Origin of the sequence: Caballeronia novacaledonica, assembly GCF_900258035.1 — a bacterium.
In the GTDB taxonomy this organism is placed as follows: Bacteria; Pseudomonadota; Gammaproteobacteria; order Burkholderiales; family Burkholderiaceae; genus Caballeronia; species Caballeronia novacaledonica.
Genome location: NZ_OGTP01000013.1, coordinates 78,678 through 94,448 on the forward strand (window position 1 = coordinate 78,678; position 15,771 = coordinate 94,448).

15 protein-coding genes are annotated in these 15,771 nt (G+C 66.3%); 7 read left to right on the forward strand and 8 right to left on the reverse strand.

From position 1 onward, the window contains the following. Window positions 1-124 precede the first annotated feature (124 nt). On the reverse strand, window positions 125-1,792 hold the full coding sequence (locus NOV72_RS18995; RefSeq protein WP_106856210.1) for a DEAD/DEAH box helicase: 1,668 nt from the start codon (window positions 1,790-1,792) through the stop codon (window positions 125-127). A 459-nt stretch (window positions 1,793-2,251) separates the two neighbouring features. Further along, window positions 2,252-2,521, reverse strand: a complete 270-nt coding sequence (locus NOV72_RS19000; RefSeq protein ID WP_106856126.1) for an acyl-CoA-binding protein — start codon at window positions 2,519-2,521, stop codon at window positions 2,252-2,254. A 169-nt stretch (window positions 2,522-2,690) separates the two neighbouring features. Here NOV72_RS19000 and tsaB point away from each other — a divergent pair, with 169 nt between their 5' ends. Genes tsaB through NOV72_RS19020 form a run of 4 tightly spaced genes read left to right on the forward strand, consistent with a single transcriptional unit; the run spans window position 2,691 to window position 5,815 of the window. Further along, the gene (tsaB, locus tag NOV72_RS19005) at window positions 2,691-3,470 is read left to right on the forward strand and encodes a tRNA (adenosine(37)-N6)-threonylcarbamoyltransferase complex dimerization subunit type 1 TsaB (protein ID WP_106856127.1); all 780 of its coding nucleotides are present in this window, start codon (window positions 2,691-2,693) and stop codon (window positions 3,468-3,470) included. After that, entirely contained in the window at window positions 3,467-3,961 is a 495-nt protein-coding gene (gene rimI, locus NOV72_RS19010) for a ribosomal protein S18-alanine N-acetyltransferase (RefSeq protein ID WP_106856128.1), read from the forward strand. The genes tsaB and rimI overlap by 4 nt, the downstream gene beginning before the upstream one ends. Further along, entirely contained in the window at window positions 3,948-4,838 is an 891-nt protein-coding gene (locus NOV72_RS19015; RefSeq protein WP_106856129.1) for a uracil-DNA glycosylase, read from the forward strand. Before rimI ends, NOV72_RS19015 begins: the two co-directional genes overlap by 14 nt. After that, window positions 4,838-5,815, forward strand: a complete 978-nt coding sequence (locus NOV72_RS19020; RefSeq protein ID WP_106856130.1) for a DUF1853 family protein — start codon at window positions 4,838-4,840, stop codon at window positions 5,813-5,815. Before NOV72_RS19015 ends, NOV72_RS19020 begins: the two co-directional genes overlap by 1 nt. Here NOV72_RS19020 and thiD read toward each other — a convergent pair whose 3' ends face one another. Genes thiD through lplT form a run of 4 tightly spaced genes read right to left on the reverse strand, consistent with a single transcriptional unit; the run spans window position 5,816 to window position 9,440 of the window. Continuing rightward, window positions 5,816-6,622, reverse strand: coding sequence for a bifunctional hydroxymethylpyrimidine kinase/phosphomethylpyrimidine kinase (gene thiD, locus NOV72_RS19025; protein ID WP_106856211.1), 807 nt, complete (start codon window positions 6,620-6,622; stop codon window positions 5,816-5,818). 10 nt (window positions 6,623-6,632) lie between these two features. Continuing rightward, window positions 6,633-7,280: a thiamine phosphate synthase gene (gene thiE, locus NOV72_RS19030; protein ID WP_106856131.1), complete on the reverse strand. Its 648-nt coding sequence runs from the start codon at window positions 7,278-7,280 to the stop codon at window positions 6,633-6,635. 2 nt (window positions 7,281-7,282) lie between these two features. Beyond that, window positions 7,283-8,098 (reverse strand): hydroxyethylthiazole kinase, encoded by an 816-nt coding sequence (gene thiM / locus NOV72_RS19035; protein ID WP_106856132.1) that lies wholly within the window; start codon window positions 8,096-8,098, stop codon window positions 7,283-7,285. Between the two features lie 34 nt (window positions 8,099-8,132). After that, a complete protein-coding gene (lplT, locus tag NOV72_RS19040) occupies window positions 8,133-9,440 on the reverse strand; it encodes a lysophospholipid transporter LplT (protein WP_106856133.1) in 1,308 nt (435 codons plus the stop codon). Window positions 9,441-9,721: 281 nt separating this feature from the next. Between lplT and alr the strand changes: the two genes are divergently transcribed. The 3 genes from alr (at window position 9,722) to NOV72_RS19055 (ending at window position 12,648) form a co-directional block, all read left to right on the forward strand. Then, the gene (alr, locus tag NOV72_RS19045; RefSeq protein WP_106856134.1) at window positions 9,722-10,792 is read left to right on the forward strand and encodes an alanine racemase; all 1,071 of its coding nucleotides are present in this window, start codon (window positions 9,722-9,724) and stop codon (window positions 10,790-10,792) included. Window positions 10,793-10,837: 45 nt separating this feature from the next. Further along, window positions 10,838-12,223 (forward strand): DNA repair protein RadA, encoded by a 1,386-nt coding sequence (radA, locus tag NOV72_RS19050; RefSeq protein WP_106856135.1) that lies wholly within the window; start codon window positions 10,838-10,840, stop codon window positions 12,221-12,223. 161 nt (window positions 12,224-12,384) lie between these two features. After that, window positions 12,385-12,648, forward strand: coding sequence for a DUF2866 domain-containing protein (locus NOV72_RS19055; RefSeq protein ID WP_106856136.1), 264 nt, complete (start codon window positions 12,385-12,387; stop codon window positions 12,646-12,648). Here the strand turns inward: NOV72_RS19055 and NOV72_RS19060 are convergent. Both NOV72_RS19060 and NOV72_RS19065 read right to left on the reverse strand, forming a co-directional pair. Beyond that, window positions 12,645-13,664: a CaiB/BaiF CoA transferase family protein gene (locus NOV72_RS19060; RefSeq protein ID WP_106856137.1), complete on the reverse strand. Its 1,020-nt coding sequence runs from the start codon at window positions 13,662-13,664 to the stop codon at window positions 12,645-12,647. The genes NOV72_RS19055 and NOV72_RS19060 overlap by 4 nt on opposite strands. A gap of 15 nt (window positions 13,665-13,679) precedes the next feature. After that, complete coding sequence (locus tag NOV72_RS19065; RefSeq protein ID WP_106856138.1) at window positions 13,680-15,620, reverse strand: ATP-binding cassette domain-containing protein; 1,941 nt, start codon at window positions 15,618-15,620, stop codon at window positions 13,680-13,682. Between the last annotated feature and the right edge of the window lie 151 nt (window positions 15,621-15,771).

The window sequence follows — 15,771 nt, forward strand, 5'->3', positions numbered from 1 at the left end:
CGACGCAAAAGGCCATTGCACATCGTGAAATATGGCGACGGGGCGAAAAAAAACCGATGCACGAGGCATCGGTTTCTCTTTTCGACTCAGGGACCGGCGTTCGAATCCGTTCCCTGAAAGCCGCTTAGCTGCCGCGACGCGGTGCGCGCGGGCCGTCGTTGCGGCGTGCGCTGTAGCCGTCGCGCGAGCCGTAGCCGCCTTCGCCACGGTTGCCGCCGCGATAGCCGCCATCGCTGTTGCCGCCACGATAACCGCCTTCGCTGTTGCCGCCGCGATAACCGCCGTCGCTATTACCGCCGCGGTAGCCGCCGTCGCGCGAACCTGCGTTCGACTTGTTGCCGTAGCCGCTCGCGTTGCCCGGACCGTAGCCCCGGCCGCTGCCGCTGTTGCCACCGTTGCCGCCGAAACGACGACCACCGCCGCCGTTGCCGCCCGGACGGCCGCGGCCGCCGCCGCCACCGAAACCGCCCTTCGGCGGGGCGCGGCGCGGCTCGAAGCCCACCACGACGTTCACCGGCAGCGGCGTGCGCACGAAACGCTCGATGCGCTTCAGCGCGCCCATTTCGGCGTAGTGCACGAGGCTCACCGCCGTGCCGCTGCGGCCTGCACGGCCGGTACGGCCGATACGGTGCACGTAGTCTTCCGCGAACTTCGGCAGGTCGTAGTTGAAGACGTGCGTGATGCCGGGAATGTCGATGCCGCGCGCGGCGACGTCGGTCGCGACCAGCACGCGCACGCGGCGCTCGCGCAGCGCACGGATCGTGCGGTTACGCGCGCCTTGCGGCAGATCGCCGTGCAACGCGGCGGACTCGAAGCCCGCGTCGGCGAGACGATTGGCGATCAGATCGGCGTCGCTCTTGGTCGCCGTGAAGACGATGGCCTGATCGAGACCGGCGTCGCGCAGCAGATGGTCGAGCAGACGATCCTTGTGATCGCGGTCATCGACGTAATGCACGGTCTGCGCGATGTTGCCGTTCGCTTCGAGCTTCTGCACGATCTCGATGCGCTCGGGGTCTTTCAAGAGACGCCCGGTCAGCGAAGTGATCTTGCTGTCGATGGTCGCGGAGAAGAGCAGCGTCTGGCGCGTGGCCGGCGTCGCGTCGACGATACGCTCGATGTCTTCGATGAAGCCCATGTCGAGCATGCGGTCGGCTTCGTCGAGCACGAGCATGTTGAGGCTCGACAGATCGATGCGGCCGCGTTCGAGGTGATCGATCAGACGGCCCGGCGTCGCGACGAGAATCTCGGGGTTCTTGGCGAGCAGCATCAGTTGCTGGCCATAAGCGACACCGCCGAGAATGCTGACGGTGCGCAGGCGGCGCAGGTGCTTGCCGTACGTGGTCGCGGCGGTGGAAACCTGCATCGCGAGTTCGCGCGTCGGCGTGAGCACGAGCAGGCGCGGACGTGCGACCGGCTGCGGACGGCGGCCGCGCTGCGCGTTCGGGTCACGCGGCTCGCGCGGTTGCTGCGCTTCCTGCTTTTGCAGTTGCGCGAATTTTTCGATGGCCGGCAGCATGAATGCCGCCGTCTTGCCCGAACCGGTCGGGCTGGAGACGAGCAGATCACGGCCGGAGAGCGCGGCGGGAATCGCGCGCTGCTGCACGGGCGTCGGGTTCTGGTAGCCTGCGGCCGTCAGCGCGGACACGATGTCGGCGGAAAGGCCGAGCGATTCGAAAGTCGGGCCGGCGGGCTTGTCTGCGGGAGCGTCGGTAGCCGGGGTGTCGGCCGAGGGGGTGATGCCAATGTGTGCTGCGAGATTGTCCAACGGGCTAGCGGTGAAGCTCGAAGTCATGTCGATCCTTGAAACGAGGAATAAGGCGTCGGCGCCAATCGGCATACCCAAGTCGTTGGATTCAGCGAGCGAAGAAACAGCGAGCAAATCGAAAAACGGGGGCTGCTCGCGCGAACGTGCGGCGAGCATGTTTTGTTAGAAGCTGTATCGGATACGGCAGGCTCGATCGTCAGAAATTGAACGACGGGCGCTGACGTCAGCCTGATGCATGACGGGCCGCGGAACATACTGCGCGCAATACGACCACGCAACGGCCTAGCAGGGAGGGGACAGTTTCTAAACTGGATTGGGGCGAAACGCTACGAAGCGCCTTGCTGCGCGAGGCTTTGCCGAAAAGCAGGCAACCCGCAGTCGAGCGCTAACCGCTAGTATATCTGAAATTGCTGCACCGCGCCACATTTTGACGCATGAGCGCGCCATTGCCGGGCATCGGATGGCGCGGTCTGGATCACGGTCGCGTCAGGCCGCTTCGCCTCGCTTGAGCGATTCGACGAGGTCCACATAGCGCGCTTTCGCATCGTCGGCGGGTGTGCCTTCGAGTGCCGCCCACGCTTCGTATTTGTATTTCCCGGCGATGTCGGTGAAGCCCGGCTTGTCGCCCTGCACGTCGCCGATGCTCGCCTGCTTGAACAGCGCGTAGAGACGCAGGAGCGTCAGATTGCCGGGGCGCTCGGGCAACTGAGTCACGTCGGCCTGGGCCTGGGCGAATCGCTGGTCGATGTCGGTCATGCGTTCTCCGTTCTTGTTTGCGATAGGACCGGACGATCTTAGCAAGCGAGGCGGGCGCGGCACGTCGAGGCTTTCCTCCAATCGAGGACGCCTTCCAAACGCGATTCGGATCGCGCCGCCTGCGCCGATGGCGCGGATACGGCGCATGTCCCGCATTACAATACCGGCTATGACACGCACCGTTTTGCTCGCCCTCGATACGTCGACAGAGTTCTGCTCCGTCGCGCTCCTGCTCGCCGACACCGCTTCCGCCTCCATCCAGTTCGCCGCCGCGCCTCAGTACGCGAACGGCGACACGCGCGTCTGGTTCCGCCACGAGGCGACCGGCGCCGTTTCGAGCACACGTCTTTTGCCCGCCGTGCGCGAGCTTTTCGACGAAGCCGGCCTCGCGCTCGCCGATTGCGCCGCGATCGCGTTCGGCGCGGGTCCGGGCTCGTTCACGGGCTTGCGCACCGCGACGGGCGTCGCGCAAGGGCTGGCGTTCGGCCTGAACGTGCCGGTCGTGCCGGTGAGCACGCTGCTCGCATGCGCGGAAGGCGCGCGGCTGAACGATCCGTCGATCCCGCCGCGCGTGCTCTCGGCGCTCGATGCCCGCATGGACGAGGTGTACTGGGCCGACTTCGAATTCGATGCCGCCGCCGGCGTTTGGCGCACGCTGCATGCCGCCGCGCTCGATGCGCCCGGCGCGCTGCCGTTGCCCGACGTGCCGTTCGCGCTCGCCGGCAATGCGGCGGCGGCATTCGGCGACCGGTTGCCGGCGTCGGCGGTGGCGGCGCGTGTCGATCGCGAAGCGTTGCCGCACGCGTTGCCGGTCGCGCTCATCGGCTTGCGCGAGTTGCGGGCGGGCCGCACGGTCGCGCCCGAACATGCCGCGCCGGAATACGTGCGCGACAAGGTCGCCCAGACTACGGCGGAGCGCATGCGGGCTCGCGAGGAGGCGGTTCGGTGAGCGGCGTGCTGCTGGCCGATCGGTATCTCACGCCGATGACCGAAGCCGACCTCGACGAAGTCGCCGCGGTCGAAAAACTCGCCTACGAATTTCCCTGGAGCCGCGGCAATTTTCAGGATTCGCTGCGCAACGGCTATTACGGCGTGTGCCTGCGCCATGTGACCGGTACGCTGATCGGCTATTGCGTGCTGATGCCCGTCGTCGACGAAATGCATCTGCTCAATCTGTGCGTCACGCCCGTGGCGCAGCGCGCGGGCGCGGGTCTCACGCTGCTGCGCGAAGCGGTGCGCATCACGCGCACCGAGAAGCTCGAAGGCGTGCTGCTCGAAGTGCGGCCGTCCAACCCGCGCGCGATCCAGCTATACGAGCGTTTCGGGTTCACGGCCATCGGGCGTCGCAAGAACTATTACCCCGCGCGGCATCGCTCGCGCGAGGACGCAATCGTCATGCGTCTGTCGTTTTCGAAGGAGAGTGCGCATGGCGCTCGATGAATCGCTGATTGAAGAACTGGGAATCGGGCCGGTCTGGGTCCGGCGAGGGGCCGTGTCCGTGGCGAGCACCGAGTCCGCCGTGGCCGCCGAACCCGCCGTGGCCGTCGCGCCGGTGCCCGAAGCGCCCGCGCCCGTCGAGATGCGGCCGGCGCCGAAACCCGCCGCGCAGCCGGATTCCGACGTACCGCCGCTGGACGCCTACGACGATCTTCCCTGGACCGACGACGCTCCCATTCACATCGAGCCCGCCGTCGTCGAAGCGCCGAGCGACGTCCACACGCTCGACTGGGATGCGCTCGCCGACCGCGTCGCGAACTGCGAGCGCTGCCGCCTGTGCGAGCGCCGCACGAACACGGTCTTCGGCGTCGGCGATCGCGAAGCGGACTGGATGCTGATCGGCGAAGCGCCGGGCGAGAACGAGGACAAGCAAGGCGAGCCGTTCGTCGGCCAGGCGGGCAAGCTGCTCGACAACATGCTGCGCGCGCTCGCGCTGTCGCGTCAGTCGAACGTCTATATCGCGAATGTGATCAAGTGCCGCCCGCCCGGCAACCGCAATCCCGAGCTCGATGAAGTCGCGCGCTGCGAGCCGTATCTGCAACGGCAGGTCGAGCTCGTGAAACCGAAGGTCATCGTCGCGATGGGGCGCTTCGCCGCGCAAAGCCTTCTGAAGAACGAGGCCAGCATCGCGTCGATGCGCGGTCGCGTGCATGAATATCGCGGCGTGCCGGTCATCGTCACGTATCACCCGGCTTATCTGTTGCGCAGCCTCCAGGACAAGTCGAAGGCGTGGGCCGATCTCTGTCTCGCGCGCAACACGTATCGCGAGGCGCTCGCCGCGCTCGGCGTCGAGCAAGGAGCAGAGAAGGGCGGCGTCTGATGGCGACGCAGGCGAGCGAGCTCGCGCGACTCGTCGAGCGTTTCGACGACGTCACGGTCCGCGATCTCGCCTGGCTGCTGTTTGCTCCCGATCTATTGCGCGAGGGCGACGCCACCCTGGCGCATCCGTTCGCCTCGGCGCAGGAGCGCGACGCGACGCTCGTCTGGCTCGCGACGCTCGATGCCGCGCCGCAGCCGCTCCACGATCACGCGCGCGATCCCAAGTTCACGCGCCTCGGCATCTACGCCGAAAGCCTCGTCCGCTTTTTCCTGTCGCATGGCCCGGCGGCGCGCCTCGTCGCGTCGAACGTGCCGTTGCGGCGGCAGCGGCGCACCATCGGCGAATGCGATTTTCTGCTCGAATCGACGAACGGCGTGCGGCTGCACTGGGAGCTGGCGGTGAAGTTCTACCTCCATATCGGCGACGCCGAAGGAGCGAATGCCGTGCGTCTGTCCGACTATGTCGGACCGAATCTCCAGGACCGTTTCGATCTGAAGCATGCGCGGCTCGTCACGCATCAACTCGCCTTGACCTCGCGCGCGGAGTTCGCCGCGCTCGGCTTCGCCGGGCCGTGGCGCGCGCAATTGTTCATCAAAGGGCGGCTTTTCTATCACGGCGTCGGAGACGGGCATGTCGAGCCCGCGCCGGAGATCGGCGCGAGTCACTTGCGCGGATGGTGGCTGACGGCGTCGGAATGGCGCGGGGCGCGGGCGAACGTCTCGGACGGCGAACGCGTGTGGGTCGTGCAGCCGCGCATGGCGTGGCTCGCGTCGCGCCGGCTCGATGCGGCCGCCGCCGCGACGCTGATCGCCGAATCGGATGCGATCCGGACGCGCCTCGCAACGACCGTCGCGCCGACGCTGATCGCCGCTTACGCGCGCGACGCCGCCGGGAAATGGATAGAGGAATCGCGCGGTTTCATCGTGCCGGACGACTGGCCGGAGCGCGCGCGCGAGTTCGCCGCATCGGCGCCCTGATCACCACCAGCGAAAGAAGTGATGCACCGGCCCGACGCCATGACCGACGTCGAGCCGCACGCTCGCCTCGATCGCGCCGGTCAGATAGCGCTTCGCTTCGGCGGTCGCGCTGGCGAGGTCGTCGAATTGCGGAATCAGCGCCGCGATCGCCGACGACAACGTGCAGCCCGTGCCGTGCGTATTCTTGAGCGGCACGCGCGCACCGCCGAGCCTGAGCGATCCGCTCGCCTCGATGAGCCAGTCGGGACTGTCGGACGACGCGAGATGGCCGCCTTTCATCAGCACCGCCTGCGCGCCGAGCGCGCGCAGCGCTTCGCCCTGACGGACCATCGCGTCTTCATCGGCGGCGCTTTCGGTGTCGAGCAGCGCCGCCGCTTCGGGCAGATTCGGCGTGACGAGCGTCGCGAGCGGCAGCAATTCGTCACGCAAGGCGGCGACCGCGTCCGGCGCGAGCAGCGCGTGATTGCTCTTCGAGATCATCACCGTGTCGAGCACCACATGCCGGGGCCGATGACGCTTCAGCGCATCGGCGACCGCGCGCACGATGCCTGCGTTCGCCAGCATGCCGATCTTCACGGCATCGATGCGGATGTCGTCGAACACGGCGTCGAGCTGCGCCGTGATGAAGGCCGGCTCCGGCGCATGAACCGCCGTGACGCCGCGCGTGTTCTGCGCGGTGAGCGCCGTGACGACGCTCGCGCCGTACGCGCCGAGCGCGGAAAAGGCCTTCAGATCGGCCTGAATGCCCGCGCCGCCGCCCGAGTCGGAGCCGGCGATCGTGAGCACGTTGGGAATGGGTTTCGAGATTGCCATGAGCTTAAATGCGAGACTGTGCGATGGTCGCCGCGAGCGATGAGGCCGCCGCGCGCGGATCGGCGGCCTTGCAGATCGCGGAGACCACGGCGAGACCGGCGGGTTTCGCGCGCATCACGTCGGCGGCGTTGTGCGCCTGAATCCCGCCGATCGCGACGGTCGGCAAGCGCGCGGCCGTGCAAATGTCGGCGAGGCCGTCGATGCCGCAGGGCGTGGAGGCGTCGGTTTTCGTCGGCGTGGCGTACACCGGGCCCGCGCCGAGATAGTCGATGACGCCCGCGAGCGTTTGCGCGTTCGCGGTTTCATCGAGATTCGACACCGACAGCCCGATCAGCGCATCCGGCCCGAGCAATTGCCGCGCGATATCGGCGGACAGATCGCGTTGCCCGATGTGGACGCCATCGGCGCCGGCGGCGAGCGCGACATCGACATGATCGTTGATGACGAACGGCACGCCGTGCGCGCGCGTGATCGGCAGCAATGCGCGCGCGAGGTCGAGCCACGCGCGCTTGTGCCACTCGGGCGCGCGCAGTTGCACGAGGGTCGCGCCGCCTTCTAGCGCGGCGCGCGCGACGGCGATCGCGGCATCGTGGCCGCCGCATTGGACGGGATCGAGCACGAGATAGAGCGAGAGATCGAACGAAGCGCGCATGATCAGCCGGAAACGATGTCGCGCTGCACGAGCGTCTTGCCGAACGCTTCGGCTTCGAGCGACGCGAGCCGGTCCAGATACGCGACGGCGAAGCTGCCGGGCAGGGCGGCGTCGCGCGCGGCGAGCTCGCCCGCGATGCTCGAATACGCGATCGCGGCGACCGTTGCGGCCCAAAACTCGCCGCGATCCGGCGCCGCGCCGACGAACGCCGCGACCGTCGCGGAGAGCGCGCAGCCGACGCCCGTCACGCGCGTCATCAACGGCGAGCCGTTCGACAGCGCGATCACGCGGCGGCCATCGGTCACGTAGTCGGTTTCTCCCGTCACCGCGACGACGGCCTGCGTCTTCAGCGCGAGGATCTGCGCGGCGTCGAGCGCGGCATCGGCGGCGGCGGTGCTGTCGACACCGCGCCCGCTCGCCGCGCCTCCCGACAGGCTGATGATTTCCGACGCGTTGCCGCGAATCACCGCGGGCTTCGAATCGAGGAGATCGAACGCAAATTCGGTGCGAAACTTGAGCGGGCCCACCGCGACCGGATCGAGCACCCACGGTTTGCCCGCGCCATTGGCGGCATCGACGGCGGCGCGGATCGCGCGGCTCTGCGGCACGTCGAGCGTGCCGAGATTGACCGACAGCGCGTGGGCGATGGGCGCGAATTCGCCGACTTCCTCGCGCGCGACGACCATCGCCGGCGCGGCGCCGATGGCGAGCAGCACGTTCGCGGTGAAGTTGGTGACGACGAGATTCGTCAGGCAGTGCACGAGCGGCGCGCGTTCGCGCACGCGATCGACGTACGAGAAAAGGTCGGCGGCGAGCATGATGGAGTCGGTCGAAACGAAGACGCGCGGCGCGTCAGTGGCGCGCTTCGCCGATCAGCGCTACAGAATCGAACGCGCGCTGATTGGCCTGATGCCGCCGCATCACGAAGTACATCATCAGGCAGACGAACGAGCCGAACAGCACGATGACGAACTGGATCGGCATGTCGAGCCACACGAGCACCGCGTAGAGGCACAGCATGACGAGCACCGAGAGGTTCTCGTTGAAGTTCTGCACGGCGATGGAATGCCCGGCGGAGAGCAGCACGTGCCCGCGATGCTGGAGCAGCGCGTTCATCGGCACGACGAAGAAGCCCGACAGCCCGCCGACGATCATCAGGAACACATACGCGATCAAGAGATAGCCGGGGAAGTGCATCTTGCCGAAGTAGATGCCCCAGTGCGCGGGAAAGAGATGGCGCGTGTAGAACGCCATCAGCATGACGGCGAGGCCCATGACGATGCCGACCGGCAGCACGGAGAGCGAACGCTTGAGCGGCACGCGCGCGGCCGCGAGGACCGCGCCCGCCGCGACGCCGACCGCGATCACCGCCTGCAGGATCGCCGCCTGGGACAGCGTCATGCCGAGCGACACTTCGGCCCATTTCAGCACGATGAACTGCAGCGTCGCGCCCGCGCCCCAGAAGAGCGTCGTGACGGCGAGCGAAATCTGGCCGAGCTTGTCGCGCCACAGCACGATAAAGCAGTCGGCGAAATCGGTGATGAGCTTGAGCGGCCGCGTCTCCTGCTTCGGATAGCGTGCGCCGGTGTCGGGGATGCGCAGGTTGAACATCGCGGCAACCACGTACATCAGCACGATGACGAGCATGGCGGCTTCGGCCGGCGTGTGGATGCGCGGAATGTTCAGCGACAGCAAATGACTCGCGATATGCGGGCTGATGAGCGCGCCGCCCATCACCGTGCCGAGAATGATGGAGCCGACGGTCGTGCCTTCGATCCAGCCGTTCGCGGCGACGAGCCGGTCGGCGGGCAGAAGTTCGGTGAGAATGCCGTACTTCGCCGGCGAATACGCGGCGGCCCCGAAGCCGACGATGCCGTACGCGAGCAGCGGATGCGCGCCGAAGAGCATCGTGAAGCAACCGACGACCTTGATCGAGTTGGTCACGAACATCACGCGACCCTTGGGCCGGGAATCCGCGAAAGCGCCGACGAAAGCCGCGAGAATCACATACGACAGGACGAAGAACAGCTTGAGCAGCGGCGTCATCCAGTTCGGCGCGTGAAGGTCTTTCAGCAGTGCGATGGCAGCGATCAGTAGAGCGTTGTCGGCCAGCGAAGAGAAAAACTGCGCGGCCATGATGGTGTAAAAACCTTTTTTCATCTGATCCGAAGCTTTCCTCACTGCGGGTGATCCGCCCCGGGCGCCTGTCATGGGCTCGGGCTTATGCCTTTCGAAATGGGTTGTGCGCACGGCTTTATAACACGAAAATAGGCGCATTCTGACTAGCAGTAATCTCGATCGCGCGAGAAATGACACGTTCGCGCCCGGGATTCCTCATAAGATACTGATTCGCAAGGCGTCCCGGTCGGAGCAGCGCGACGCGTCCCGCTGTCGTATGCTCACCTTTTGGACCGCACTCACCGCAATTCCACCACACGCTCATGCCTCGCCCCCTTTCCGCAACGATCCACACCGCCGCGCTCGCCAACAACCTCGCCATTGCACGCAAGTACGCGCCGAAGTCCAAGATCTGGGCCGTCGTCAAGGCCAATGCGTACGGCCACGGACTCGCCCGGGCGTTCCCCGGCCTGCGCGCGACGGACGGCTTTGGTCTTCTCGACCTCGAAGAAGCCGCGAAGTTGCGTGAATTGGGCTGGGCGGGGCCGATTCTCCTACTCGAAGGCTTTTTCCGGCCGACGGACATCGACGTGATCGACCGCTACAGCCTGACCACGGCCGTGCATTGCGACGAGCAGTTGCGCATGCTGGAAATGGCGCGCCTGTCGAAGCCCGTCAACATCCAGCTGAAGATGAACAGCGGCATGAATCGCCTCGGCTACACGCCGGAAAAGTTCCGCGCCGCGTGGGAACGGGCGCGCGCCGTGCAGGGCGTCGGCCAGATCACGCTCATGACCCATTTTTCCGATGCCGACGGCCCGCGCGGCATCGCGCATCAACTGGAAGCGTTCGAGCGCGGCGCGGAAGGCATCGCGGGCGCGCGCAGCCTCGCCAATTCGGCGGCCGTGATGTGGCACCCGGACTCCCATGTCGACTGGGTGCGGCCGGGCATCATGCTGTATGGCGCGTCGCCGTCGGGCGTCACCGCCGATATCGCCGGCACGGGTCTCAAGCCCGCGATGACCTTTCAGTCCGAACTGATCGCCGTGCAGACGGTCGATGCGGGAAGCAGCATCGGCTATGGCTCGACGTATACGGCCGGCACGTCGATGCGCGTCGGCGTGGTCGCATGCGGCTACGCGGACGGCTATCCGCGCGTGGCGCCGGAAGGCACGCCCGTCATCGTCGATGGCGTGAGGACGAAGCTCGTCGGGCGCGTGTCGATGGACATGCTGACCGTCGATCTGACGCCGTGCCCAAGCGCGGGCATCGGCGCGCGCGTCGAACTGTGGGGCGCGAATCTGCCGATCGACGACGTCGCGAGCGCGGCGGGCACCGTCGGCTACGAACTCATGTGCGCAGTCGCGCAGCGCGTGCCGGTGCGCGCGGAATAAGGCTTTCGGGCCGCTAATAACGAGAATTTCAGGCAAGGCTCCAGTGTGGCAAAAGTAGCGAAAGCAAAGACGCTGTATGTGTGCAGCGAGTGCGGCGGGGAATCGCCGAAGTGGACCGGCCAATGCGCCGCCTGCAACGCGTGGAACACGTTGACGGAGTCGGTGGCGCAATCGGCGTCGAATCATCGCTTCCAGGCGCTCGCGAAGAGTTCGCCGGTGCGAAAGCTCGCCGATATCGAGGCGTCGGACGTGCCGCGCTTCACGACGGGCGTCGGGGAATTCGATCGCGTGCTGGGCGGCGGGCTGGTGCCGGGCGGCGTGGTGCTGATCGGCGGCGATCCGGGCATCGGCAAATCGACACTGCTGTTGCAATCGCTCGCCGAGATCGCGCGCGAGCGGCCCGCGCTCTACGTGAGCGGCGAGGAATCCGGCGCGCAGATCGCGTTGCGCGCGCAGCGGCTCGGCTTGACGGGCGATGCGAGTGCAGCGGGCGATCTTGCGCTGCTGGCGGAGATCCAGCTCGAAAAAATTCAGGCGACCATCGACGAGCAACGGCCCGAAGTCGCGGTGATCGACTCCATCCAGACGATCTACTCGGAAGCGCTGACGTCCGCGCCCGGCTCGGTCGCGCAGGTGCGCGAATGCGCGGCGCAACTGACGCGCATCGCCAAGCAGACGGGCACGTCGATCATCATGGTCGGCCACGTGACGAAGGAGGGCAGTCTCGCGGGGCCGCGCGTGCTCGAGCACATCGTCGATACCGTGCTGTATTTCGAGGGTGACACGCATTCGTCGTTCAGGCTCGTGCGCGCGTTCAAGAATCGCTTCGGCGCGGTCAACGAACTCGGTGTCTTCGCGATGACGGAAAAGGGCTTGCGCGGCGTCGCGAATCCGTCGGCGCTGTTCCTGTCGCAACACGAGCAGAGTGTGCCGGGTTCGTGCGTGCTCGTGACGCAGGAAGGCTCGCGGCCGCTGCTGGTCGAAGTGCAGGCGCTCGTCGATACGGCACACGTGCCCAATCCGCGCCGGCTTGCCGTCGGTCTGGAGCAGAACCGGCTGGCGCTGTTGCTGGCCGTGTTGCACCGGCACGCGGGCATCGCGTGTTTCGATCAGGACGTGTTCCTGAACGCGGTCGGCGGCGTGAAGATCACCGAGCCCGCCGCCGATCTCTCCGTGCTGCTCGCCATTCACTCGTCGATGCGCAACAAGCCGCTGCCCAAGGGCCTCATCACGTTCGGCGAGGTCGGGCTGGCAGGCGAAATCCGGCCCTCGCCGCGCGGTCAGGACCGTCTGAAGGAAGCCGCCAAGCTCGGTTTTTCGATGGCGCTGATCCCGAAAGCGAACGCGCCGAAACAACCGATCGACGGCCTGAAAGTGATCGCCGTCGATCGCATCGAAGAGGCGATCGACCGCGTTCGCGATCTCGAATGACGGGGATCGGACCCTTCGTAACGGCGCGTAAGAATCCGGTTGCTTAATGTAACCCAAGCGACGCGCGGTTTTTCTATCCTTACAGGGCTATGGACCTGGCCAACTTCGCCAAAGGTCGTTCAAGAAGCGAAGTGACTGGAAGGATCGAGAGGACCAACGCATTGAAACACGCAAAATCAAATCGGCCGAAGCCCGCGTTTCATCTGCGCGGATGCCGCGTGTCCGCGCCGCTTCAGCAGCCTTGGGGAAGCGGTTGCCGGATCGTCGAATGGATCGACGAGCAGGGGCAGATTTCGCGCCGCGTCGTCGCGGCGGACATTACCGAAGATGAAGTCGTCGCGACCATTCGCGAGCATGTGACCGGGCGCAAGCACGTGCTCGTCGATGACGAACGCCAGCCGCGCCAGGTTCTGCCTCGGCGCTAGACTTTTCGGAAGAGCGGATGCGCCGCCGCTTCGGCGGGCGTGAGCACAGGCGCGACGCAGCAATCGAGCGGTTCGAGCAGCGTCATCCATTCGTCGCGCGTGCGTTCGCGAAAGCGCGCGCCGAGTTCCGCCGACAATTCCGCCGCGTCCGCTCCGCCGATCGCCTGTCCGAGGCTCCAGTGCCGCGTCGACCAGTCGGGACGGCCGAGCGCCTCGCACAGGACGCGCCAGAACTTCAGTTCGAGCGCACCGACCGCGACGAAGCGGTCATCACGCGTGCGATACACGTCGTAACAGGGCGCGCCGCCGTTCAGAAGGCCCGCTCCGGCGCGCGTTGCGGCTTCGTCGGCATTGGCGAGCGCGATGTGCGCCATCACGTTGTGCGCGTGCGTCGCGTGCGTCATCGAGACATTCAGGCAGCGCCCTTCGCCGCCGCGCGCGACGTGCCACGCCGCCGCGAGTATTTCCATGACGGCCGACAGCGCCCCGCCGAGCAGATCCGCCAATTGAAAATTCGGAGCGACGGGTGTGCCGTCGCGCGACGCGAGCTGGTCGAGCACACCCGCATACGCGATGTAGTTCAGATCGTGACCGGCCTTGTCCGCGAACGGGCCGTCGCTGCCGAAGCCCGTGATCGCGCAATAGACGATCTTCGGATTGGCCTCGCGCAACACGTCGTAGCCGACGCCCAGCCGCGCCATCACCGAAGGGCGGAAGCTTTCGACCAGCACATCCGCATCGCGCGCGAGCTCGATCAGCTTCGCGCGGCCTTCGTCCGTCTTGAGGTCGAGCGTGAGTTGCCGCTTGCCGCGATTGACGATCCGATAGAACGCGCTCGGCGTGCCGGTTTGCCGGTCGGCTTCGGATTGCAGCATCGTGCGCGCGTAGTCGCCTTCGCCCGGCGGCTCGATCTTGAGCACGTCGGCGCCGAGTTCGGCGAGCCGCAGCGTGGCGATGGGACCGGGAAGCAGCCGCGTCAGATCCAGCACGCGCAAACCGTTGAGGGAAGGCGTCAAGTCGTCGATCTCCGGTTATGAGCCGATTTGCTCCAGTTCCTCGTGCGCTTCGAGCCACTCCATTTCGAGCGTTTCGAGGCGCGCGTTGACTTCGCCCTGACGGCGGATCGTCTCGGTGAGCTTCGCCTTCATCGCGGCTTCGTAGCTCGCCGGATCGGCGACGAACGCATCGAGCTGCGTCTTCTCCGCGTTCAGCTTTTCCATCTCCTTCTCGATTTTCGCGATACGCGACTGCAAGGGCTTCTTCAGATGCGCGAGCTTCTGCCGCTCTTGCGCCTCCTGCCGGCGCTGTTCCTTGCGATTGAGCCCGCTGTCCTGCGCGTCGCCCGAGGCCGCGCCGTCCGCTTCCTTCGCTGCCGCGCGCGTCTCGGCGGCGTGTTGCAGGAGCCAGTCGCGGTAGTCGTCGAGATCGCCGTCGAACGGACTCAGGCGATGCTTCGCGACGAGCATGAAGGTGTCGGTCGTGGCGCGCAGCAGATGCCGGTCGTGCGACACGAGAATCAGCGTGCCTTCGAACTGCGCGAGCGCCATCGTCAGCGCGTGGCGCGTTTCGAGGTCGAGGTGGTTGGTCGGCTCGTCGAGCAGCAGCAGATTCGGCTTCTGCCAGATGATGAGCGCCAGCGCGAGCCGCGCCTTTTCGCCGCCCGAGAAGGGCGCGATTTTCGCCGTCGCCATGTCGCCGGAAAAGTTGAAGCTGCCGAGGAAATCGCGCAGTTCCTGCTCGCGCGTGTCGGGCGCGAGGCGGGCGAGATGCTGAATCGCCGAATCGTCGGGGCGCAGCGTTTCGAGCTGATGCTGCGCGAAATAGCCGATTTGCAGCCCCTTGCCTTGCCGGACGTCGCCGGAAAGCGGTTCGAGCGTTTGCGCGAGCGTCTTGATGAGCGTCGATTTGCCCTGGCCGTTCGCGCCGAGCAAACCGATGCGCTGGCCGTTCTGGATCGACAGCGTCACGCCCTCGACGATCGGAATTTCGCCGCCCGCGTCGTTGTGATAGCCGCAGCGCACGCTCTCCATGACCATCATCGGATTGGGCGCGGCATCGGGTTCGCGGAACTCAAACGTGAACGGCGAACTTGCGTGGGCGGGCGCGATGAGCTCCATTTTTTCCAGCGCCTTCACGCGGCTTTGCGCCTGCTTCGCCTTGGTCGCCTTGGCCTTGAAACGGTCGATGAAGCTTTGCAGATGTGCGACGGTCTTCTGCTGCTTCTCATACGCGCTCTGCTGTAACGCGATCTGTTGCGCGCGCAGCACTTCGAACTGGCTGTAGTTGCCGCCGTAACGCTTCACCTGTCGATTATCCAGATGCAGCGTGACATTGCAGACCGAATCGAGAAACTCGCGGTCGTGCGAAATGACGACGAGCGTGCCCGGATAGCGCCCAAGCCAGTCCTCCAGCCAGACGATGGCGTCGAGGTCGAGGTGGTTCGTCGGCTCGTCGAGGAGCAGCAGGTCGGACGGGCACATCAGCGCCTGCGCGAGATTCAGCCGCATGCGCCAGCCGCCGGAAAAGCTCGACACCGGCTCGCGCGTCTGTTCGAGCGTGAAGCCGAGGCCGAGCAGCAGCGTTTCCGCGCGCGCAGGCGCCGTGTAACCGTCGGCGTCCGCGAAGGCGGCGTGCGCTTCGGCTTCGGCAGCGCCTTCGTGCGCGGCGGACGCGGCCGCGATGCGCGCTTCGATCTCGCGCAGATGCGTGTCGCCATCGAGCGTGTAGTCGAGCGCGCTGCGGTCCACCGCGGGCGTTTCCTGCGCCACGTGCGCGATGCGCCACGACGGCGGCATCGAGAAATCGCCGCCGTCCGCGTGCAGCTCGCCGCGCAGCACGGAAAAGAGCGTGGACTTGCCCGCGCCGTTCGCGCCGACGAGACCGGCTTTTTCGCCCGGATTGAGCGTGAAGCTCGTGTCTTCGAAAAGCGGCTTCGTGCCGCGGGACAAGCTGAACTGGTTGAAGCGGATCACGTCGGAGTGGCGGCGAAAAGGGCGCGGCTTTGAGGGAAAGCGCTATTTTAGACTGGACGGGTTGCGAAGCAGGGGTCGGCCGTTCGGCTAATGGCAGGCGAACGCGCGGCGGGTTAGCATCGCCTGTCTTTCATCACTTCATTTCGCGGAG

What these genes read in the sequence shown, in the direction of transcription:
- tsaB (WP_106856127.1), top strand. Translation starts at nt 2,691, where the DNA reads ATGACACGCACCGTTTTGCTCGCCCTCGATACGTCGACAGAGTTCTGC.
- thiE (WP_106856131.1), bottom strand. Translation starts at nt 7,280, where the DNA reads ATGCGCGCTTCGTTCGATCTCTCGCTCTATCTCGTGCTCGATCCCGTC.
- NOV72_RS18995 (WP_106856210.1), bottom strand. Translation starts at nt 1,792, where the DNA reads ATGACTTCGAGCTTCACCGCTAGCCCGTTGGACAATCTCGCAGCACAC.
- thiM (WP_106856132.1), bottom strand. Translation starts at nt 8,098, where the DNA reads ATGCTCGCCGCCGACCTTTTCTCGTACGTCGATCGCGTGCGCGAACGC.
- lplT (WP_106856133.1), bottom strand. Translation starts at nt 9,440, where the DNA reads ATGAAAAAAGGTTTTTACACCATCATGGCCGCGCAGTTTTTCTCTTCG.
- NOV72_RS19020 (WP_106856130.1), top strand. Translation starts at nt 4,838, where the DNA reads ATGGCGACGCAGGCGAGCGAGCTCGCGCGACTCGTCGAGCGTTTCGAC.
- NOV72_RS19015 (WP_106856129.1), top strand. Translation starts at nt 3,948, where the DNA reads ATGGCGCTCGATGAATCGCTGATTGAAGAACTGGGAATCGGGCCGGTC.
- NOV72_RS19000 (WP_106856126.1), bottom strand. Translation starts at nt 2,521, where the DNA reads ATGACCGACATCGACCAGCGATTCGCCCAGGCCCAGGCCGACGTGACT.
- alr (WP_106856134.1), top strand. Translation starts at nt 9,722, where the DNA reads ATGCCTCGCCCCCTTTCCGCAACGATCCACACCGCCGCGCTCGCCAAC.